We start from the raw sequence: 20,639 nt of genomic DNA, 5'->3' as shown, positions 1-20,639 counted from the left end.
CTCATGCATCACCTTCCAATTCTAATTCATGCTGCTCTTCAGCCGGCGTATCATCTAACTTCGTATTTTCATCAAGATCAAAGCTTGATTGGCTCGATTCTTCTTGATGAACCACAACCGCTTCACCATCACGGATTAAGCGTAATTGTGCTTCTTTCATATCATCATTAGAGCGAACATCAGCACCAAAACGGAATACCGCTTCACTGATACGGAATTTACCTTGCTCACCAACTTGAATGATCATACCTAGACGCTTTAAACGACGTAGTGAAGTACGAACTTTATCAAACAGTTTTTCTTTATCTAAGTCAGAACCTGATGCACGGTTAGTCACTAACTTCATTAGCTTCTGTTCATCCGCTAACACTAATAGCTCATCAAACAACTCTTGGTTAGTAAAAATACCTTCGTGCGCCAAACGCTCTGGACTTAGGTATAAGAAACACAAGACTTTACCAACCAACATATCCATCTCAGCCAGCACACTACGTGCAATTAAAGAGCTTGAGCGTGGACGTAAATAAAAGAAACCTTCAGGTGCTTTTACTAATTCTGCATGATAGCGCTGATAGAACATACCGAGTTCATGTTCAAATTCACATAATAACGCATGGTTATCTAAATCTTCGCTAGCAATATGACGGCCAGAACGTAATAAACTGTCTAATGCTGGAAATAATGGGTTAGCAATTGCTTTTGCTAACTTCTCTGGCATAAATTCTTCAATATTTGTCAATGACATTTGCTTGTACCTTAGCACCGAATTCGTTAATAGATTGCCAATCAGGTTGAACGGCTTGGAAATCGGCTTCTGAATAACCGAGACGCACCGCTTGATCTACCACTAATCGGGCAAGATCAAAGTGCTGATAATGAGGATAAGTCGTTAAATAGCTCTTAAGTATACGGCTTAAATCAATTGCTTCACCCGTTTCTTTATGACACTGAAGCATTTCACTCACTTGTTCTGCTAAAATATCTGTGATTACACTTAACTCTTCATATTCCATTTCATCTGGAACAATACCGGTAACTTCATCGTCACGTAGAATTAAGGCTTCATCACGCATATCTCGTAATCGTTCGGTATCGGCATACGTTAATAGCCAAGGCGCATCAAAGTAGCCTTTCACTGAATCACGTAGACGTTGACTGAACGCACGGTTTTTATCCATATCAATCGCAGTACGAATAAATTTATGTACGTGTCTGTCGTAGCCAATCCATAGATCAATCGCTTGCTGTCCCCAACTGACAATGCGGTCAAGCTTCATTTGCAATGAATACAGTAAGGCATCAATAAAATCCAATTCTTCTTTGCCATAAACAATTTCTTGAATATTCAGCAATTCTGTTTGGAGTTGATCTCCCGCCGCTTGCAATGAATCTTGCAATTCACGTAGGTTACCAGAGGTTTCATCAAGCAGCTTTTCACAGCTAGAAATCGCATCACGCCAGTTTTGGTTTAGCAGCTCTGCAATTTCTTCTTTAACTGATTGTTGTTGTTCATCCATTACACGCTGGTTTAGATCGATACGATCAAAGATCTCTCCAACAGAATATTTCAGAACACCGAATACATTTTTACGCCAGTGCTTCGCTTCGCCACCTTTTTCAGCCGCTTTCGATGCCTTTTGGATTTCTTCAGCAACCATCGCCAACTGAATAGAAAGCTTCAATTTAGAGAATTGACGGTGGCGTACGTAATAATCGGTAATACCAATCGCTAATGGTGTTAGACGATAGATGTTCATTCCATCGGTACTTTCACCACTAAAACGACTAATTAAACGTTGTTTTACTAATTCATTGATTGCATTGTTCGCACGAAAAGCAATGGTGTCATTGGATTGACCAAATAAACCACTGATGATACCAAACGCATCGTGAAGTTCACCTTCACCCAGCTCATCATCAAATCTTTCATTACTGAGAACAGCAATGGCCAACAAAAATGCCAGACGTTCAGTCGGCAAGTTCAATGAGAAATCGTGCTGCTTTACCCAGCCAACCAGTTCATCAACCGTTTGGTCTGTAACAGCATTAGAAAACTCACTCATTGTGTATCCTTTGTGTACATCATTATTATTTTCTCTTCGCCCATACGTGAATATAACGACCAAGAGAGAGATAAGGTTCTTGACGGCATAACTGCTCTTCTAGTTTTAGCACGTCTTCGATTTGGTAGTCCCCCATGTATTCCATATTACCAATGTAATCATGAAATGAGCGAATACCCGACTTTCCTTGAATTTCATAACCAGCGTCTTCAATCCACTGGTAAACCTCATTTGGCATTAAGCCTTTTTGTGGTTGTAACTTAAACCGTTTTCTATGTGGCATTCCATCTAAAACATGAGGAATATTGCCACAAATCACATTTTTTAATACTAAACCGTGGTGATTATAAAACATAATCGAAGCATAACCACCAGGCTTTACTTGCTTCAATAGAATATCTAGGGCTGTTTTTGGATCATCTAACCATTCCATTACTGCATGGAAGAGTAGAATATCAACCTTACCAACTTTATGCTGTTCAATTTTTTGTACAGCTGAATGAATAAATTGATACTGAGATAGTAGACCATTATCTTTCACTGATTCTTTTGCTAACTTTAACATTTCTGAAGAGATATCACATAAAGTAACGAGATGCCCTAGTTTAGCAATTTGTTGAGATACTTGCCCTATCCCTCCTCCTGCGTCTAACACAGTAAGTGGCGCAGAATTTGCTTGATTATTAACTAAGATGGTTTCCATATCTTGCCATACAATAGTTTGACGGATCTCGCCTTTGTCTGAACCATAAATGTTCTTTGCAAATTTGTGGGCGATGTCGTCGAAATTACGGTCTTTATTCACTGTGGTTAAGTTATGATATTATCTATTGGAAACAAGCATTGTCGCATAAGAGCTCAAGGAAGTAACAGCATGACGCTGTTTTTTGCTCTCAAGTGGTGATTTTTCATTCTATATCATCGGTAATAGTCAAAAATATGTTTGAGTTAAAGAAGTTTGTATCATCAATGCTCATGCCCTTACCAGGATTACTCCTTATTGGGTTCATCGGCCTATTTATTTTATGGTTTTCAAAAAGGAAAGGATTTGCCTCTTTTTTACTGACTCTGTCTCTTATTGGGCTCTTCGTGCTCTCTTTTCAGCCAGTCACTACCCCACTTTTAAAATCAACAGAACGTATATATCCCTCATTCATAGCTCCTGATGTGCCAGTCGAATACGTATTGGTTTTAGGGAATGGCCATGTTGTTGATGATAATATCTCTCCAATTTCTGAGCTATCACGAGCTGCGGTGATGAGATTAACTGAAGGCATTAGGATCTATCGAATGTACCCTGGCGCTAAATTAATTTTATCTGGTTATAGCGTTGGTACAACGGTCAGCCATGCTCGAATGATGGCTCGCGTGGCTCTTTCGTTAGGGGTAAATAAATCAGATATACTTTTACTCGAAAATGCTCGAGATACTCATGAAGAGGCTATTCAAACGCTTAATGCTGTAAATAAAAGCAACTTAGTTCTCGTTACTTCCGCAAGCCATATGCCAAGAGCAATGGAAGAGTTCCATCAATTAGGCTTAAAACCAACACCTGCACCAACCAATTATTTAGCTCACTCTGAAATTAAGCAGCCGTGGGAAAAATACGCACCTAAAGCAAAATATTTAGAACAGTCTGAACGATACTGGTATGAACAAATGGGACGTTGGTTCATGCAATTAAAGGATCTACTCATGGCACAAGAGCAACAAGCTCAAGACACACCTAAATTAGAATTTGAAGATGTTATTGATAAGGTAGATGAAATAAAAGAATCACTCCCACTACCAAATAAAAAAGATAAATAATTTAACAAGAAAAAGCCCAAAACTATGGCTCACATAGTTTTGGGCTTTTATTATGCGTTAAAATCACTTAAGAAAAAGGGACAATTAAGCTAATATTGCTCTTACTTTATCTAGGTCTTCAGGGGTATCGACTCCTGCGGCTGGCGATTCTTTTGCCACTGCTACATGGATTTTCTCACCATACCAAAGCACTCGTAATTGTTCTAAACACTCAATTTTTTCAAGTACGCTTGGCTGCCAATTGATATAAGTATTAATGAAACCAGCACGGTAAGCATAAATTCCAATATGACGTAGTAATGGATTCGCGGTTAGTGACTCACCTTGTGCAAACGCATCACGATCCCATGGGATCGAAGCTCGACTAAAGTACAGTGCGTACCCTTCCGCATCAGTAACCACTTTTACGGCATTTGGGTTAAAGACATCATCTTCTTCATCAATCGCTACTGCTAACGTTGCCATTGGCGCAACAGAATCCGCTAAGTTTTGTGCTACTTGCTGAATGATACTTGGTGGGATCAGAGGCTCATCGCCTTGAACATTCACAACGATTTCATCAGCTGTAATATTACATTTTTCAATCACTTCAGCTAGACGCTCTGTGCCTGACTCGTGATCGGGTGATGTCATGCATACATCACCACCAAAACTTTTAACTACGGCCTCAATACGAGGGTCATCGGTTGCAATAATAACGCGATCAGCTCCCGCTTTTGATGCTTGTTCGTAAACCCATTGGATCATCGGTTTGCCACAAATATCTGCCAATGGTTTACCGGGTAAACGTGTTGATTGATAACGAGCCGGAATTATAACTGTGAACGACATAACTCTACCTCTTCCATTGTCATACGACGAGCTTCAGGTTCAATCATTACTGGAATACCTTCTTTGATTGGGTATGCAAGACGATCAATTTTACAGATCAATTCTTGCTTATCTTTATCGTAGTTAAGTTTTCCATTACACACAGGACAAGCAACGATTTCAAGAAGACGATAATCCATATTGTTCTTTTACCTCTATAATTTTATTTAATATTTGTTGTGCTTTTTCTTCTGGGAATTTGGCATCAACTGGTAAATACCACCATGACGACTGAGCAAAAGACTGACACTTAACCGCATCTTTTTCCGTCATTATTAATTGCTCACCATACTGCATTAAGTTTTGAATTTCTGTTGGTTCGAAGGCTTTATGATCGCCAAAACCTTGAGTGTGCACGACATCAGCGTTAAGCAAACTCAATGTATCAAAGAAACGAGGAGGATGCCCAATACCGGCAAATGCCACCAAGCTTGATAATGAAGTAACCGGACATTTTTCCCCAGTGACTAAATTAATCGCATGGCTTGGAGTCAGCTTCATCGATATTTCATTTTGTTGAGGCTGCTCACCATTACAAATTAAGAAATCAACCGTTGATAGTCGCTCGATACCTTCCCTTAATGGACCAAGTGGAATGTATTGTTCGTTTCCAAAACGGCGCTTACCATCAATAATAATAAATTCGACATCACGCTGTAAGGCGTAATGTTGTAAACCATCATCGGTAATAATGATATCCACGCCTTGCTGCTCAAGCATTTTAACAGCCTCACTACGAACAGGGGCAATCGCAACATCTGCTTTAGTACGCTGCTTAATCAATACCGGCTCATCACCTGAAATATCAGGCGTTGTCGTTTCAGTCAATAAATAAGGGTAATGTGGTGCTTTACCACCATAGCCACGAGAAGCGACGCCGACTTTGTAGCCTTTTTGCTGCAATTGCTCTACCAACCACACAACTACAGGTGTTTTACCATTACCACCAGCGGTAATATTCCCTACTACGACAACAGGGACTGATGAGCGATAACTCGACTTCTTACCTGATTGATAATCCGCTTTACGTTTAGATGCTATCCATTTAAATAAGCAGCTAAGTGGCCAAAGAAGCGGCCACAATAGCTTTCCTAAAAAATGGTTATCAAACCAAATTTTCTCAATCATTAATCACCAAACTGAATACGGTGTAACTGTGCATAAGCACCATCATGCGCTAATAATTCATGATGGTTACCGCGTTCTACGACTTCACCTTCATCAATCACTAAGATCTGATCTGCATCTTCAATGGTTGATAATCGATGTGCAATCACAAGTACTGTTTTATCTTTTTGTAGCTCATCTAATGCCGATTGAATAGCTTTCTCTGATTCAGTATCAAGCGCTGATGTTGCTTCATCAAGAATTAGTACTGGCGCATTTTGTAATAGTGCACGAGCAATAGCGATACGTTGACGCTGCCCACCGGATAAACTTGCGCCGTTTTCACCAATCATGGTATCAAAGCCCAACTCCATCTTATTAATGAAATCAGAGGCATAAGCAAGCTCAGCTGCTTTTTCGATCTGCTCTCTACTAAACTTACCTTCTGATGCATAAGCAATATTGTTTGCGACCGTATCATTAAATAAGTGTACATTTTGAGATACTAGCGCAAAGTGTTTACGTAAATTTGTAAGCTTGTAATCTTCTACTTTATCGTCATCTAAAACGATTCCACCCGAATCTACATCATAAAAACGCGTAAATAAATTAGCAATGGTACTCTTACCTGAACCAGAACGACCGACTAAAGCTATTGTTTTACCTGCCGGCAAATCAAAACTCACATTTCGTAATGCTGGACCTTCAGCTGTTGGGTAAGTAAAAGTAACATCATTAACTTGAATATCACCTTTTACTACATCTTTCTCAATCGTACCATTGTCTTTTTCTTGATCCATATCCATCAATTCAAACAAGGTTTGACACGCTGCCATACCACGTTGAAAATCAGAAGTTACGCTAGTTAAGCCTTTTAGTGGACGTAATAAACCAAACATTGCAGAGAAAACAACAGTAAACGTACCCGGTGTTAAGGTTTCTTTAATAGAGTCTACGCTTGCTAGGTATAAAACCGTAACTAAAGCTAAAGATGCAATCATTTGAATAATAGGGTTAGCTAAACCTTGAGCCACCACCATTTTCATACCTTGTTGACGCATGTGATTACTGATGTCATCAAAACGATCAGCCTCCACTTTTTGCCCCCCGTAACTAAGTACTACTTTATGGCCTTTCAGCATTTGCTCAGACGTTGCTGTTAATGAACCCATCGCTGTTTGCATATTTTTACTGATCTTTCTAAAGCGCTTAGAAACAAAACTGATCGCAAATGCAACGATAGGTGCAACAACAACAAGAACCAGCGATAGCTGCCAACTGTTCCAGAACATTAAACCAAGTAACCCAAGAATACTTGCTGATTCACGAACAATATTTACTAGAGCTTTACTGGTTGCCGCTGCAACTTGCTCTGAATCATAAGTTATCCGGGAAAGTAAACGTCCCGTTGATTCTTGATCAAAGTAACTTACAGGCATGTGCATAAAATGATTGAAAATTTGGCGACGAATACGCATGACAACGTTACTTGCCACCCAACTCATGCAATAACCTGAAATAAAGCCACTAAAACCACGAATAAACATCATAGCTAAAATAATAAATGGCATTTTCTTTAAAAAATCAGAGTCAGCATTACCAAACCCCTCATCTAATAGAGGTTTTAATAACGAAAGCATGTAAGTATCACTTAACGCATTAATCACTAGTGCGATGACAGCAACCCATAGTCCTGCTTTATACAGTGAAATGAGTGGCCATAAACGCTTAAATGTTGCCCATGTAGATTCGTCTTTTTCAATAGTCATAAGTACTTATTCTTCATATACAATTACCTTTATTCTACTCTCTATTTAGATTATCGCCAAATAGCTTTCTATACCATACCTTGTGATTGAGCAGAGAATGACCTTTAAATCGTAATTTCTCGTTATCACTTGTTATGGTGATTTGCCCTAACTGAGCAGTATCTAACCATTTTATCTGTTTTTCTTTATATTTTTCTTGAATTCTCTTACTTGGTAAATTCCATGGTGTAAAAAGGCCTGTAGAAACTATCGCTACTTTCCCTTTCATTTCTTTTACCCAACGATCTGTTGAGGATGTATTGGAACCATGATGAGGGACTAGAAATACATCAATATCATCAAACTCATTTTGATTTAAAATTAACATTTCAGAAATTGCGTCAATATCGCCAGTTAATAAAAAAGTCCATTGTTCAATTTTAACTTTGATCACACAAGAATGAGGATTATAAGAACGCTTGACCATTTTAGGAGGCCAAATAGCAGTAAATAGCATATTACCCTCCTGCCAGTGCTGTCCTTTTATACAAGGCCGCCTACCAGCTCCTTCTTCACTTTCTCTAAGCCAATCAATTGAATATTTATTCATCAAATATTCACGACCACCAGCATGATCATTGTCAGAATGACTAATAATTAAACCACTAATAGATTTAACTCCTCGATGATTCAAAATAGGTTCAATCACACTCTCGGCAATACTGCCACTATCCCATTTCATTCCTGTATCATAAATGACCATATTTTCTTGGTCTGATAATAATACAGACAAACCATGCCCTACATCGAGAAAGTCTACTTGCCATTTATTAGTCGGTTTAACCAACAAGGTCGCAATGATAAGAAACAGAATAGGATGAACCAATAAAGACAAAGGGACAATAAGACGTAATAGAAGCAGTACAATTATTACAACTAAGATGAGATTTATCTCGCTATGTAATAGCCACCATGAAGACTCTGCTTTCTCAGCCAACCACCATACAGGGAATAACGATAAATCACCAACAGACCAAAATACGCCTGCGAGCTTAGAATTAAAAAGTTCAGCGAGCACTGCCAATAAGCTTAATGGGACCGTAAATAGACTTACCCATGGAACCGAAAGTAAATTTATGAACGGAGATAAATAGCTTACCCCGGTGAAAAAATAAACTTGAATAGGTGCCAAGAAAATAAAAAGCCCACACTGAATAAAGATAACCTGACTCCATTGGGTCATAAAAGTAGATGACTTTTCTTTAATAAGGATCTGATATAGATGTAGAGAAATAAACACAACACTAACAGCACTAAATGAAAGCCAAAAGCTCATGGATAGTGATGAAAATGGATTCAATATTAAACAAAAAAATAAGCACCACAAAAGTAAAAGATGTCTAGGCCAATGCCATCGAAATATCAGTAAAATAGAAGTCAAAAAACAAGCTATCAATGCCCTTACAGTAGGCAATGAAAAATCAGCAAGCCATGCATAAAACACCGCACACAAACATCCGAAAATTACAGGTAACCAAATAGCATTGCGGCTTGGATATAATATTCTTAGAATTTTGCCTAGCCACCAACCTATACCAAATACAAAACCTATATGTAAGCCGGAGATAGCCATTAAATGCGCTAGGCCTGAATAACGTAAAGTCTGCCATTCTGTTGATTCAATTTCACCTTTGTAACCGAAAGTTAATGCTAATAAGAGGGATTGAAAGTTTTTGTCTAACGTATTGCTGTAGACATTAAGGAACCATTGGTTGCGCAATGAGACATTTTTATTAATTAATGTCGCTTTTGTTATTTTTCCATAAGCATGAATTCCTTTGGCTAGTGCATAATCTTCAAGCTTATAGCCCACTTCATTATGTCGACCAATAGGAGGTCGAAGTGTCACATCAAACTGCCATAATTCACCTTGTTTAAACACTACTTCTGACGCATTCTCATTAAGTGATTTGTTATAATCACGAATAGATAATCTTAATAAAGCTAAATCATCAAAAGTCATTAAGTCACTATTAATGTCACGAACTTGAACTAAAATTGAGGTAGTTTTTTCTTTAAATGCAATTAGACTTTGAATTTCACCTTTGATGGTAATATCATGACCTTGGCTGTAAAGTGCTTGATTAGCATTTTGGTAGTCAGTTATGTGTAAGGATGAAATTATTAATCCCAAAAAGAGACCTTGTATAAATTTTGTCTTGGGAAACTGTAAAGCTATTATGTAACTTAAAGCGCATAATATAACGACAAGCGACGGCAGGTTTGTTGGCCAATAGGCTGACGACAAAAGAATAAGAATTACGACTACAAGTTTTATACGTATGTCATTAAAAAGAAGCATCAACTCATGCCTAGAAAATTCATTAAACGTTTTTTACCAAACCACGAAACCATTAAACGCCAGAAAGCATTAAAAGTATTTGGTAATGTATTATATAACCCTAACTTATGGTGTTTAAATCGCCGCTCTGCAGCTGGCGCTTTTGCTGTTGGCTTGTTTATGGCATTTGTCCCTCTTCCTAGCCAAATGATCATGGCTGCAGGTTTGGCGATTTTATGTAGTGTTAACCTTCCTTTATCCATTGCCCTCGTTTGGGTTAGTAACCCCATAACTATGCCGGTACTGTTTTATGGTGCTTATAAGATTGGAGCTTGGATATTATCTACACCCACACAACATTTTCATTTTGAGCTATCGTGGGAGTTTATTGGCTCCCAAATGTCTACTATTGGTCCTCCCTTTCTATTAGGTTGTGCTATCTGTGCCATTACTTCCGCTTTAATTGGCTACTTTGGGATCCGTGGGCTTTGGCGTTATTCTGTAGTAAGAAGTTGGAAAAAACGAACACTCCGTTTAAAGCACCCTCACTAGAAACTAATTTATACCTTTTAGTTGGTCACTTACTATAACTGGCAGCAAATCTTTGCTGTCAGTTCACAAAACTTAACTTTCACACAAACAACACACCATATTTATCGTAGTATAAATATAGATATAAATTCTTACTCTAAAACTAATACCATTGCCATTGGTTTAAACAAATATTATAGCCATTTTAACGCTGCCTAAAGGAAATAATATGTATGAATTAAGAGAGTGCCCGTGTTGCCTTTCAGATGAATTACTCATTTCAGATAATGAAGAAACTGTGATTTGTTCAGACTGTGGAGTGATAAAAAGAAACGGTACCTGGATTATTATTGAAGAAAAGAAATTAAAAGCTACAGCTTAGATTATACCATTGCCATTAATTAAATGGTCTATTTATTACGCAGGAAAACCACTTAAGAGCAAGGCAAAAATTTTGATAAGTAGTTATTCTACTTAAATAATTTTTAACGAAGCTATTATGTGATTTAACCAGTAATAATGACTAGAGAATTTCTGGAATTGGTATTATTAGAGGGTAGAAAAAAGCCCAAACGTTAAGTCTGGGCTTTGATTTAATTTAACCAGTAATAGTTATACTGATCCTTACTGGATTCAATCAATATAACTAAGCAAACACTTCTTGTAACTGAGGAACAACTTGCTTCTTACGACTAAGTACGCCATCAAGCCAAACGCGGCCATTCTCCGTCTCTTTACCATAAGCTTTTTCTGTTAGGTCTGCATTGTCACTAACAACTAATAACTCTGAACCTTCTTTCATGATATCAGTTAGAAGTAAAATCATAGTGTGACGATTACCTTCAACTTTCATTGCTGCGATATCCGCTTCTAATTCTTCTTTGATTTCATCGAATACAGCTAGGTCGATAACTTCAAGTTGACCAATACCAACTAGCTCACCATTCATGTTAAAGTCTTTAAAATCACGCATAACAAGGTCACGTATAGGTGTGCCTTCAACTGCTGATTTTACTTTAAACATATCCATGCCTAATTCTTTAAAGTCTTCAATACCAGCGATCTCTGCTAGTGCTTCAACACACTTAATATCAGCAGTTGTGCATGTTGGTGATTTAAAGATCACGGTATCGCTTAAAATTGCACATAACATGATACCAGCCATGTCTTTTGGAATTTCAACATTGTAAAAGTCATACATCATTTTGATGATTGTGTTACTACAACCAACAGGGCGGATCCAACACTCTAATGGCGTTGATGTTGTTAAATCGCCCAATTTATGGTGATCAACAATACCTACAATTGTCGCTTCAGCAATATCGTCTGGTGCTTGTGTCAATTCAGAATGATCTACAATATAAACCTCTTCACCAGCATAACTCATTTTTAGTTCAGGTGTTTCTAAACCAAATTTTTCAAGGATGAATGCTGTTTCAGGAGATATTTCACCTAAGCGAGCAGGGATAGCTGCTTCACCAATTTGATTTTTTAAGTAAGCAAGTGCGATTGCACCACAAATTGAATCTGAATCTGGGATCTTATGGCCCACTACATACATTGACATTGTATTACTCTCCTTTAAATATGGCGCTATTCTAACAAATTGAGACGATTTGAAAACAGAAAGTATCGATAGAATATAAACTATCGAGTATATAGATAGGTATCTCTTTGATAAACGAAAAAAGGCTCATACCTTTCGGTATGAGCCTTTTACTTTTTGTCTTTATCTTCTTATAAAAAATAAAGACGAATTGGAAGCCTGGCGATGTCCTACTCTCACATGGGGAAACCCCACACTACCATCGGCGCTATTACGTTTCACTTCTGAGTTCGGTATGGGATCAGGTGGGTCCATAACGCTATGGTCGCCAAGCAAATTCTTCTATATTTCCCGCTTGCTATAAAACTACAATTAGCGAGGAAAATATAATAATCTGGAAAGCTGTTGCTCTATATAAAAAATATTAAGAACTTTTAAATTTTGATTTAACTTAATTACAGCCTGAGCTGTTTTGTTTTACTTTGTAAAAAGTAAAAATAAATTAAGCTAAATCAGTCAGCTTTCCAAATTGTTAAAGAGCTATATAAAACCACTAACATTGTTAATGATAAAATACTTTTTAATCATTTTCAGACACAAAAAATCCGAACCTAGGTCAATTTCTTGAACTGGTTTGGAATCCTTCCAAAAATATTTAAAGAGTATATCCATATGAAATGGTGGGCGATACCGGGCTCGAACCAGTGACCCCCTCCTTGTAAGGGAGGTGCTCTCCCAACTGAGCTAATCGCCCACATAATATTTCAATTTACTCCTGACTCTATCAGAAATAAACCCATTCTCTGTGGAAAGAATGGTGGGTCGTGCAGGATTCGAACCTGCGACCAATTGATTAAAAGTCAACTGCTCTACCAACTGAGCTAACGACCCATATTTTTCTTCTTAGAGGCGGCAAGTTGTAAGGACGTTTATAATCTATAAACGACGTCAACTTAACAAACTATAAGGAAAAAATGGTATCCCGTAGGGGAGTCGAACCCCTGTTACCGCCGTGAAAGGGCGGTGTCCTAGGCCTCTAGACGAACGGGACACTATGAAGGTGTCGGGCACCTTCAAATCTCTTTATTTTTTCAACCTTCGCAATCTGTGTGAACACTCACAAATCGTAATCTATCGTTTAAGGAGGTGATCCAGCCCCAGGTTCCCCTAGGGCTACCTTGTTACGACTTCACCCCAGTCATGAACCACACCGTGGTGATCGTCCTCCCCTGATCCGAAGATAAGGGGTTAAACTAACCACTTCTGGTGCAGCCCACTCCCATGGTGTGACGGGCGGTGTGTACAAGGCCCGGGAACGTATTCACCGTGACATTCTGATTCACGATTACTAGCGATTCCGACTTCACGGAGTCGAGTTGCAGACTCCGATCCGGACTACGACGCACTTTTTGGGATTCGCTCACTATCGCTAGCTTGCAGCCCTCTGTATGCGCCATTGTAGCACGTGTGTAGCCCTACTCGTAAGGGCCATGATGACTTGACGTCGTCCCCACCTTCCTCCGGTTTATCACCGGCAGTCTCCCTGGAGTTCCCACCATTACGTGCTGGCAAACAAGGATAAGGGTTGCGCTCGTTGCGGGACTTAACCCAACATTTCACAACACGAGCTGACGACAGCCATGCAGCACCTGTCTCAGAGTTCCCGAAGGCACTAAGCTATCTCTAGCGAATTCTCTGGATGTCAAGAGTAGGTAAGGTTCTTCGCGTTGCATCGAATTAAACCACATGCTCCACCGCTTGTGCGGGCCCCCGTCAATTCATTTGAGTTTTAATCTTGCGACCGTACTCCCCAGGCGGTCTACTTAACGCGTTAGCTCCGAAAGCCACGGCTCAAGGCCACAACCTCCAAGTAGACATCGTTTACGGCGTGGACTACCAGGGTATCTAATCCTGTTTGCTCCCCACGCTTTCGCATCTGAGTGTCAGTGTCTGTCCAGGGGGCCGCCTTCGCCACTGGTATTCCTTCAGATCTCTACGCATTTCACCGCTACACCTGAAATTCTACCCCCCTCTACAGCACTCTAGTTTGCCAGTTTCAAATGCGGTTCCGAGGTTGAGCCCCGGGCTTTCACATCTGACTTAACAAACCACCTGCATGCGCTTTACGCCCAGTAATTCCGATTAACGCTCGCACCCTCCGTATTACCGCGGCTGCTGGCACGGAGTTAGCCGGTGCTTCTTCTGTCGCTAACGTCAAGATATGCAGCTATTAACTACATACCCTTCCTCACGACTGAAAGTACTTTACAACCCGAAGGCCTTCTTCATACACGCGGCATGGCTGCATCAGGCTTTCGCCCATTGTGCAATATTCCCCACTGCTGCCTCCCGTAGGAGTCTGGACCGTGTCTCAGTTCCAGTGTGGCTGATCATCCTCTCAGACCAGCTAGAGATCGTCGCCTTGGTGAGCTCTTACCCCACCAACTAGCTAATCTCACCTGGGCTAATCTTGACGCGAGAGGTCCGAAGATCCCCCTCTTTGGTTCTTGTTCAAATAAACAAAAACATTATGCGGTATTAGCTATCGTTTCCAATAGTTATCCCCCACACCAAGGCATATTCCCAGGCATTACTCACCCGTCCGCCGCTCGTCAGCGAATTAGCAAGCTAATTCCTGTTACCGCTCGACTTGCATGTGTTAGGCCTGCCGCCAGCGTTCAATCTGAGCCATGATCAAACTCTTCAATTAAAGTTTTGTGGTTTGTTTCAGCAGAAACAAAACCGGCTCAATGATTAATACTGATTTCTTACATAAATATATTTGTGTAGTCACTCAGTTCATTGATAGTTGCTCACTTATAAATAAGTTAAGCTATTTTGACTATCAATCCATAAGTGTCCACACAGATTGCTAAGGTCTAATTATTAAAGAGCTCAAAACTAGGCTTTCGCTTTGTTTTGCTTGAAGTGTCATTTAAATTACTAAAAGTAAGTTGCAAGCAACTTTTGAAAACTCCGTTCGCGTCAATGTTTCACTTCTTGCCATCACTGCTAGCCCTTACTAATAAAGGTTTACTGTGACAACGGAAGCGAAGTATAGAGATTTAATGATGAGTTGCAAGCCCTTTTTAAACACAAAAAACCAAGCGCTCAAAAAACAAACAAAGCGGACATAAAACACTCAGGAGTAAACTACTTTTAGGCTTCCCACTCCTTTCTCATCCTTTTTATTACATTTTCAGGGACATTATGAGTACTTTTAAACTTTCCTTTACACACTTCTATCTCTAATACAGCATCATACTTTTGAGCAATTATTCTGTATGCATCCATTTCCCACTGTTTTACAAAAGTATTTGCGACGACAACACTTCTACCATGATATAAGTGAAATTCACATTGTAACTGACACCATTGATGAGCAGAGCTTAAAAGAGTACCGTCAAAACAATAAGCTCCCTCTTCATTCACAAAAAACTGATCCGCTTCAAGATGTATCAAGTCCAAGCTTTGTGCCAAGGTCGACTTACCACTTCCCGGCAAGCCTCTCAATAATCGTAACTCTAACTTCTTCATCATTTACTCTGCTCTTTCATTAAATTCTCTTTTACAAATTCAGTAAAAACTTTTAAACGAGAAGGCATATATTTATTCTGAGCGTATTGCATAGCGATAACACCATGATAATTCCCTTTTATCTGCCAATCAGAAAGAACAGGAACAACCTCATTATTATCTAACGCCTCTTTAATGACAAAATCAGGGAAAATCCCAATACCAAAACCATCCTTAACCCCATTTAATCTCATTTGCGAATGATTGACAGCGTAACGACCAGTCACGGCTATAACATGGCTTTCTTCAGCTTTTACAAATTCCCAAATATGATCTGTTGTCGTTTCACCTAAATAAAGACAGTCATGATGAGTAAGATCATGTGGGTTGATTGGCAATCCTCTGTCTTCTATATAAGAGGGACTAGCGCATAAGCTGAGATTAACCTTTCCTATCTCTTTCATGATCAAACCTTCTGTTGGTTTATCGGTTAAACGAAAAACCACATCAATCCCTTGAGCTATCATATCGATATCACCATCCGATGCTCTTAGCTTTAATTGGATTTTAGGATACTTAATCAAAAACGGTGTAATCAGCGGTTGAAGTACTATTGTTAAAAATGCTTTTGGAGCTGCAACCGTCAAGCTTCCAGACGGCACGATATGCTCTGAACTCGAAATATCAATCGCCTGCTGAGCTGCCTCAACCATAATAACGGATTGCTGATATATCTTCTTTCCCGATTCAGTAATCAATAAACTACGCGTTGTTCGCTCAAATAGCTTAACTGATAGCGCACTTTCTAACCGAGTAATCAATTTACTCAATGCAGAAGGTGTAACACCCAATTTCTTAGCTGCTGCTGTAAAACTACCTTCATTAACAACAACGATATATGTTGCTAAGTCGGGTAATAAAGTAATAAGTTTATTTGTGACCATGATTCACTAATGCTTTTCCATTTTTAGGGATAATAGTCGTAATTGATTTGAATTAGAATCTATTTATCGGATTTTGATTACACTTTTTATGTGCAACAATCATAACTAAAAAAAGGGAACACAATGTCTTCTGCATTCTACACTCAGATCCAAAATCAAATTGAAGAAGTAAAGAGCGAAGGTTTATACAAATCTGAACGTATCATTACGTCAGCTCAAAAAGCGTCTGTTTCTATTTCTACAGGCCAAGAAGTTCTAAACTTCTGTGCTAACAACTACTTAGGTTTAGCTAACCACCCTGCTCTTATTGAAGCAGCAAAAAATGGTATGGATGAGCACGGCTTTGGTATGGCTTCTGTACGTTTTATCTGTGGTACTCAAGACTCACATAAAGTACTAGAAGAAAAACTATCTACTTTCTTAGGTAAAGAAGACACTATTCTTTACACATCATGTTTTGATGCAAACGCTGGTTTATTTGAAACAATTTTAGGTAAAGAAGATGCGATCATCTCTGACGCCCTAAACCACGCATCAATCATTGATGGTGTTCGTCTTTGTAAAGCAATGCGTTTCCGCTATGCAAACAACGACATGGTTGAATTAGAAGCACAATTAATTGCAGCAAAAGAAGCAGGCGCTCGTCATACTCTTATCGTTACTGATGGTGTGTTCTCGATGGACGGTGTTGTTGCTAATCTTCCTGCTATCTGTGATTTAGCTGATAAATACAACGCTCTAGTTATGGTTGATGACTCTCACGCTGTTGGCTTTATGGGCGACAACGGTGCAGGTACTCACGAGCACCATAATGTTATCGACCGTATTGATATCATCACAGGTACGCTAGGTAAAGCAATGGGTGGCGCATCAGGCGGCTACACTTCTGGTAAAAAAGAAGTGATCGATTGGTTACGTCAACGTTCACGTCCGTATCTATTCTCAAACTCAGTAGCTCCTGCAATTGTTTCTGCCTCTATTCGTGTTCTTGATTTGCTGGCTGAGTCTGGTGATTTACGCACAAGTTTATGGGAAAACTCTGCTCATTTCCGTACTCGTATGGAAGCCGCTGGTTTCACTATGGGTGGTGCTGACCACGCTATCATCCCAATCATGTTAGGCGATGCAAAACTTGCCGCTGAATTCGCAGAGCGTGCGTTAGAAAAAGGCATCTATGTTGTTGCTTTCTCTTTCCCAGTAGTGCCTAAAGGCCAAGCTCGTATTCGTACACAAATGTCTGCCGCTCATTCTCGTGAGCAGTTAGATCGCGCAATTGATGCCTTTATCGCAGTAGGTAAAGACATGGAGATCATTAAATAATGAAAATTAAAGCACTGTCAAAACTAAAACCTGAAGAAGGCATCTGGATGACTGAGGTTGAAAAACCTGAAATGGGTCATAACGATATTCTTATCCGTATTAAGAAGACCGCAATTTGTGGTACTGATGTACATATCTACAACTGGGATGAGTGGTCACAAAAAACCATTCCTGTTCCTATGGTAGTAGGTCACGAATACGTGGGTGAAGTGGTTGGTATTGGCCAAGAAGTTCGTGGCTTTGAGATTGGCGACCGTGTTTCTGGCGAAGGTCACATCACTTGTGGTCACTGTCGTAACTGTCGTGGCGGCCGTACTCACCTTTGTCGTAATACTACAGGTGTTGGTGTTAACCGCACTGGTGCATTCTCTGAGTTCTTAGTTATTCCTGCATTTAATGCATTTAAAATCCCTGCTGAGATTTCTGATGATCTTGCATCAATCTTTGACCCATTTGGTAACGCGGTTCACACTGCCCTATCATTTGACTTAGTAGGTGAAGATGTTCTTATCACTGGTGCTGGTCCAATTGGCATCATGGCAGCAGCTGTTGCAAAACACGTTGGCGCTCGTCACGTTGTAATTACTGATGTTAACGAATACCGTTTAGATCTTGCTAAAAAGATGGGCGTAACACGTGCAGTAAACGTAATGAACGAAAAGCTTGAAGACGTAATGTCAGATCTTGGCATGACTGAAGGTTTTGACGTAGGTCTTGAAATGTCAGGTGTTCCATCTGCATTCAACAGCATGCTAACTAACATGAACCATGGCGGTAAAATATCTCTATTAGGTATTCCACCATCAGATATGGCGGTAGATTGGAACCAAGTAATTTTTAAAGGCTTAGTTATTAAAGGTATCTACGGCCGTGAAATGTTTGAAACTTGGTACAAGATGGCATCACTGATCCAATCGGGTCTAGATCTAACACCAATTATTACTCATAGCTATAAGATTGACGACTTCCAAGCAGGCTTCGACATGATGCGTTCTGGAATGTCAGGTAAAGTTATTCTAGATTGGGAATAATCATTCTCATTTAAAATGAACTATAATGAGGCTAAACTTCGGTTTGGCCTTTTTTATGTTTCCTATTTAAGAAGATAATATGCATCAATCAGACATCAACGGTTACCACGTTCACGTTTATTTCGATCAAACAAGTATCGACTTTGCTGTTAGTTTAACAGAACAGTTACACGAGAAATTTGGATACCAATTAGGAAAAGTGAATCAAAAACCCGTCGGCCCTCATCCAGTTTGGAGTCGACAAGTTTCTTTTAAGCATCATGATTACGATGCCGTGATGGCGTGGCTGAAAGAAAATAGAAAACAACTATCGGTATTGATTCATCCTTTAACTGAAAATGAATACCTTGATCATACTAGCTCTGCTGTGTGGTTAGGCCCATCATTAGAGCTAGATCTTAGTATCTTCACAAATAAGCAATAACCACGATTCGCTTCTCTTAATTATTGACTAAATTAAGAGAAGTATTTATTTCGCTTTATAAATTGAAAATTCTTTTGCCAATTTATAGTCAGACCATGCTTCCTCACCCATAGCTTCAAGATAGGCTTGCTTTGCTGCTATAAATGCGTTTTTATCACTCATTGTTTTCGTCGAAAATATTTTAAACTTGTAGCTACTTCGTGGTGTTTGCCCAACAATTCCTTTATAGATCGTTTCAGCTTCTGTTACTTTAACAACGACACCAATAACACCCGATGATGGATGAGCAGCTTTGAAGTATTTACCCTTTGCCGATTCAGCTTTACGCTCATTCTTATAATTTGCCCAATTGTAATTCGCTTTCATCAATGCGACTTTACGTAATACATGGGTCGGGTGAGTACAGGCTTTAAATTTATCCAGGTGAATCGTAGAGCCCGTTTTAACAAATTCTTTTCTTACAATAAAATTGGACTTATCATCCGCTTCAATCATTAATATTTGCTTCGGTTTTCTTCTAAATTCAAACCAAGTATCTTTAAACTCAGCCATGCAACCATCCATTGCTTTCTGAATTAATTGATCACAGATTTCACGCATTTCAAACTTAGAAAGCGGTGTCGTGGTTAGCCCTTTTGCTGGTTTAAAAGCGGAAATATCTGCATCTTTGGTTTTTAAATACGTATCTAAAACCTCACCGATAGCATTAAGCTCTGCTAGGTATTCACCAAGATCATCAAAATTTACTGAATAGATACTGCGAGAGAAATTATGAGAGCGATAACAAGACTTACTTTCATGTCGTTCAAAATGACTATTAACATAAGGCGTACCATTTATCATGGACAACTTTAATTGAATGTTAGGGTGTAAGCCATTATAAGCAGATTTTGCTGTAAACGTTTTTGTTTTTCTTGCGGCATCTGCAGTTTCATATTCATCTTGTTCAACTAATTCCGCAATTGACCACGCGGCTTCAATAATCGCTTCTGAGCGAGCGTCAAGATCATCCTCTTCATTATCAAAGTCGGCATAATATGCTTTACTGTAATAAGGTTGCCCTTTACGTGCAAATCGAACTTGAGCAAATTCCATTCTACGGCGTTTTGTCGATTGACCGCTATTCCAATTAATCCCAATAGGTACCCAATATTCAGTGCCTGATATCTCTACAGGTTTAACTCGCAATAATAAGTTTTCTTCTATATACGTTTTTTTGCCACGCACAACAAGGTACGAACTGTAATCCAGCAAGGGGGATAAGGGATGGTACATATTGAGCCTCTAAAAACATGGGTTAGATAAATTACAATGGAGGAAGCCCTTGAAGAAAGAACCTAGTATTTTATTGTTATCTAATGTTCATTATACCATCGTTTCAATTGTTAG

Annotated in this window: 18 protein-coding genes, 3 tRNA genes and 2 rRNA genes; 6 read left to right on the top strand and 17 right to left on the bottom strand. The window is 39.2% G+C overall.

Features of this window, described 5'->3' with window-relative positions:
* Position 1 precedes the first annotated feature (1 nt).
* The 3 genes from mukE to cmoM are packed head-to-tail and all read right to left on the bottom strand — an operon-like array spanning position 2 to position 2,868.
* Positions 2-745: a chromosome partition protein MukE gene (gene mukE / locus ACU5DF_RS00855; protein ID WP_446711428.1), complete on the bottom strand. Its 744-nt coding sequence runs from the start codon at positions 743-745 to the stop codon at positions 2-4.
* Positions 726-2,063, bottom strand: coding sequence for a chromosome partition protein MukF (mukF, locus tag ACU5DF_RS00850; protein WP_446711427.1), 1,338 nt, complete (start codon positions 2,061-2,063; stop codon positions 726-728). The genes mukE and mukF overlap by 20 nt, the downstream gene beginning before the upstream one ends.
* Before the next feature lie 25 nt (positions 2,064-2,088).
* Complete coding sequence (gene cmoM / locus ACU5DF_RS00845) at positions 2,089-2,868, bottom strand: tRNA uridine 5-oxyacetic acid(34) methyltransferase CmoM (RefSeq protein ID WP_446711426.1); 780 nt, start codon at positions 2,866-2,868, stop codon at positions 2,089-2,091.
* A 134-nt stretch (positions 2,869-3,002) separates the two neighbouring features.
* On the opposite strand from cmoM, the gene elyC reads away from it, so the two are divergent.
* Positions 3,003-3,872, top strand: coding sequence for an envelope biogenesis factor ElyC (elyC, locus tag ACU5DF_RS00840; RefSeq protein ID WP_446711425.1), 870 nt, complete (start codon positions 3,003-3,005; stop codon positions 3,870-3,872).
* 84 nt (positions 3,873-3,956) lie between these two features.
* Here elyC and kdsB read toward each other — a convergent pair whose 3' ends face one another.
* The 5 genes from kdsB to ACU5DF_RS00815 are packed head-to-tail and all read right to left on the bottom strand — an operon-like array spanning position 3,957 to position 9,959.
* On the bottom strand, positions 3,957-4,703 hold the full coding sequence (kdsB, locus tag ACU5DF_RS00835; RefSeq protein WP_446711424.1) for a 3-deoxy-manno-octulosonate cytidylyltransferase: 747 nt from the start codon (positions 4,701-4,703) through the stop codon (positions 3,957-3,959).
* Positions 4,685-4,882: a Trm112 family protein gene (locus ACU5DF_RS00830; protein WP_045104025.1), complete on the bottom strand. Its 198-nt coding sequence runs from the start codon at positions 4,880-4,882 to the stop codon at positions 4,685-4,687. Before ACU5DF_RS00830 ends, kdsB begins: the two co-directional genes overlap by 19 nt.
* On the bottom strand, positions 4,863-5,870 hold the full coding sequence (gene lpxK / locus ACU5DF_RS00825; RefSeq protein ID WP_446711423.1) for a tetraacyldisaccharide 4'-kinase: 1,008 nt from the start codon (positions 5,868-5,870) through the stop codon (positions 4,863-4,865). Before lpxK ends, ACU5DF_RS00830 begins: the two co-directional genes overlap by 20 nt.
* Positions 5,870-7,618 (bottom strand): lipid A ABC transporter ATP-binding protein/permease MsbA, encoded by a 1,749-nt coding sequence (msbA, locus tag ACU5DF_RS00820; RefSeq protein WP_446711422.1) that lies wholly within the window; start codon positions 7,616-7,618, stop codon positions 5,870-5,872. Before msbA ends, lpxK begins: the two co-directional genes overlap by 1 nt.
* Positions 7,619-7,652: 34 nt before the next feature.
* Entirely contained in the window at positions 7,653-9,959 is a 2,307-nt protein-coding gene (locus ACU5DF_RS00815; RefSeq protein ID WP_446711421.1) for a DNA internalization-related competence protein ComEC/Rec2, read from the bottom strand.
* Positions 9,960-9,965: 6 nt separating this feature from the next.
* Here ACU5DF_RS00815 and ACU5DF_RS00810 point away from each other — a divergent pair, with 6 nt between their 5' ends.
* The gene (locus ACU5DF_RS00810) at positions 9,966-10,490 is read left to right on the top strand and encodes a DUF2062 domain-containing protein (RefSeq protein WP_045104029.1); all 525 of its coding nucleotides are present in this window, start codon (positions 9,966-9,968) and stop codon (positions 10,488-10,490) included.
* Between the two features lie 208 nt (positions 10,491-10,698).
* Positions 10,699-10,851, top strand: a complete 153-nt coding sequence (locus ACU5DF_RS00805; RefSeq protein ID WP_446711420.1) for a nonsense-mediated mRNA decay protein NMD3 family protein — start codon at positions 10,699-10,701, stop codon at positions 10,849-10,851.
* 264 nt (positions 10,852-11,115) lie between these two features.
* Here ACU5DF_RS00805 and ACU5DF_RS00800 read toward each other — a convergent pair whose 3' ends face one another.
* From ACU5DF_RS00800 to ACU5DF_RS00765, 8 genes are all read right to left on the bottom strand, one after another.
* Positions 11,116-12,036, bottom strand: coding sequence for a manganese-dependent inorganic pyrophosphatase (locus tag ACU5DF_RS00800; protein WP_045104031.1), 921 nt, complete (start codon positions 12,034-12,036; stop codon positions 11,116-11,118).
* 196 nt (positions 12,037-12,232) lie between these two features.
* A 5S ribosomal RNA gene (gene rrf / locus ACU5DF_RS00795) occupies positions 12,233-12,348 on the bottom strand.
* 345 nt (positions 12,349-12,693) lie between these two features.
* Positions 12,694-12,769: transfer RNA gene (locus ACU5DF_RS00790), tRNA-Val, on the bottom strand.
* Between the two features lie 61 nt (positions 12,770-12,830).
* Positions 12,831-12,906 (bottom strand) — tRNA-Lys (locus ACU5DF_RS00785).
* Positions 12,907-12,990: 84 nt separating this feature from the next.
* Positions 12,991-13,066 (bottom strand) — tRNA-Glu (locus tag ACU5DF_RS00780).
* An 88-nt stretch (positions 13,067-13,154) separates the two neighbouring features.
* A 16S ribosomal RNA gene (locus ACU5DF_RS00775) occupies positions 13,155-14,725 on the bottom strand.
* A 449-nt stretch (positions 14,726-15,174) separates the two neighbouring features.
* Positions 15,175-15,552, bottom strand: coding sequence for an AAA family ATPase (locus tag ACU5DF_RS00770; RefSeq protein ID WP_446712458.1), 378 nt, complete (start codon positions 15,550-15,552; stop codon positions 15,175-15,177).
* Complete coding sequence (locus ACU5DF_RS00765; protein WP_446711419.1) at positions 15,552-16,475, bottom strand: LysR family transcriptional regulator; 924 nt, start codon at positions 16,473-16,475, stop codon at positions 15,552-15,554. The genes ACU5DF_RS00770 and ACU5DF_RS00765 overlap by 1 nt, the downstream gene beginning before the upstream one ends.
* Before the next feature lie 123 nt (positions 16,476-16,598).
* Here ACU5DF_RS00765 and ACU5DF_RS00760 point away from each other — a divergent pair, with 123 nt between their 5' ends.
* From ACU5DF_RS00760 to ACU5DF_RS00750, 3 genes are all read left to right on the top strand, one after another.
* A complete protein-coding gene (locus ACU5DF_RS00760; protein ID WP_446711418.1) occupies positions 16,599-17,795 on the top strand; it encodes a glycine C-acetyltransferase in 1,197 nt (398 codons plus the stop codon).
* Positions 17,795-18,826, top strand: coding sequence for an L-threonine 3-dehydrogenase (gene tdh / locus ACU5DF_RS00755; protein WP_446711417.1), 1,032 nt, complete (start codon positions 17,795-17,797; stop codon positions 18,824-18,826). Before ACU5DF_RS00760 ends, tdh begins: the two co-directional genes overlap by 1 nt.
* A gap of 79 nt (positions 18,827-18,905) precedes the next feature.
* A complete protein-coding gene (locus tag ACU5DF_RS00750) occupies positions 18,906-19,250 on the top strand; it encodes a DOPA 4,5-dioxygenase family protein (RefSeq protein ID WP_446711416.1) in 345 nt (114 codons plus the stop codon).
* A 45-nt stretch (positions 19,251-19,295) separates the two neighbouring features.
* Here the strand turns inward: ACU5DF_RS00750 and ACU5DF_RS00745 are convergent, their stop codons facing one another.
* Positions 19,296-20,525: a hypothetical protein gene (locus ACU5DF_RS00745; RefSeq protein WP_446711415.1), complete on the bottom strand. Its 1,230-nt coding sequence runs from the start codon at positions 20,523-20,525 to the stop codon at positions 19,296-19,298.
* Positions 20,526-20,639: the final 114 nt, after the last annotated feature.

The organism is Aliivibrio wodanis, assembly GCF_052920805.1.
This window is presented reverse-complemented; position numbering and strand designations above follow the sequence as displayed.

What these genes read in the sequence shown, in the direction of transcription:
- mukE (WP_446711428.1), bottom strand. Translation starts at nt 745, where the DNA reads ATGTCATTGACAAATATTGAAGAATTTATGCCAGAGAAGTTAGCAAAA.
- ACU5DF_RS00805 (WP_446711420.1), top strand. Translation starts at nt 10,699, where the DNA reads ATGTATGAATTAAGAGAGTGCCCGTGTTGCCTTTCAGATGAATTACTC.
- msbA (WP_446711422.1), bottom strand. Translation starts at nt 7,618, where the DNA reads ATGACTATTGAAAAAGACGAATCTACATGGGCAACATTTAAGCGTTTA.
- ACU5DF_RS00810 (WP_045104029.1), top strand. Translation starts at nt 9,966, where the DNA reads ATGCCTAGAAAATTCATTAAACGTTTTTTACCAAACCACGAAACCATT.
- ACU5DF_RS00830 (WP_045104025.1), bottom strand. Translation starts at nt 4,882, where the DNA reads ATGGATTATCGTCTTCTTGAAATCGTTGCTTGTCCTGTGTGTAATGGA.
- ACU5DF_RS00800 (WP_045104031.1), bottom strand. Translation starts at nt 12,036, where the DNA reads ATGTCAATGTATGTAGTGGGCCATAAGATCCCAGATTCAGATTCAATT.
- ACU5DF_RS00770 (WP_446712458.1), bottom strand. Translation starts at nt 15,552, where the DNA reads ATGAAGAAGTTAGAGTTACGATTATTGAGAGGCTTGCCGGGAAGTGGT.
- lpxK (WP_446711423.1), bottom strand. Translation starts at nt 5,870, where the DNA reads ATGATTGAGAAAATTTGGTTTGATAACCATTTTTTAGGAAAGCTATTG.
- ACU5DF_RS00750 (WP_446711416.1), top strand. Translation starts at nt 18,906, where the DNA reads ATGCATCAATCAGACATCAACGGTTACCACGTTCACGTTTATTTCGAT.
- ACU5DF_RS00765 (WP_446711419.1), bottom strand. Translation starts at nt 16,475, where the DNA reads ATGGTCACAAATAAACTTATTACTTTATTACCCGACTTAGCAACATAT.
- ACU5DF_RS00760 (WP_446711418.1), top strand. Translation starts at nt 16,599, where the DNA reads ATGTCTTCTGCATTCTACACTCAGATCCAAAATCAAATTGAAGAAGTA.
- kdsB (WP_446711424.1), bottom strand. Translation starts at nt 4,703, where the DNA reads ATGTCGTTCACAGTTATAATTCCGGCTCGTTATCAATCAACACGTTTA.
- ACU5DF_RS00745 (WP_446711415.1), bottom strand. Translation starts at nt 20,525, where the DNA reads ATGTACCATCCCTTATCCCCCTTGCTGGATTACAGTTCGTACCTTGTT.
- elyC (WP_446711425.1), top strand. Translation starts at nt 3,003, where the DNA reads ATGTTTGAGTTAAAGAAGTTTGTATCATCAATGCTCATGCCCTTACCA.
- ACU5DF_RS00815 (WP_446711421.1), bottom strand. Translation starts at nt 9,959, where the DNA reads ATGCTTCTTTTTAATGACATACGTATAAAACTTGTAGTCGTAATTCTT.
- tdh (WP_446711417.1), top strand. Translation starts at nt 17,795, where the DNA reads ATGAAAATTAAAGCACTGTCAAAACTAAAACCTGAAGAAGGCATCTGG.
- mukF (WP_446711427.1), bottom strand. Translation starts at nt 2,063, where the DNA reads ATGAGTGAGTTTTCTAATGCTGTTACAGACCAAACGGTTGATGAACTG.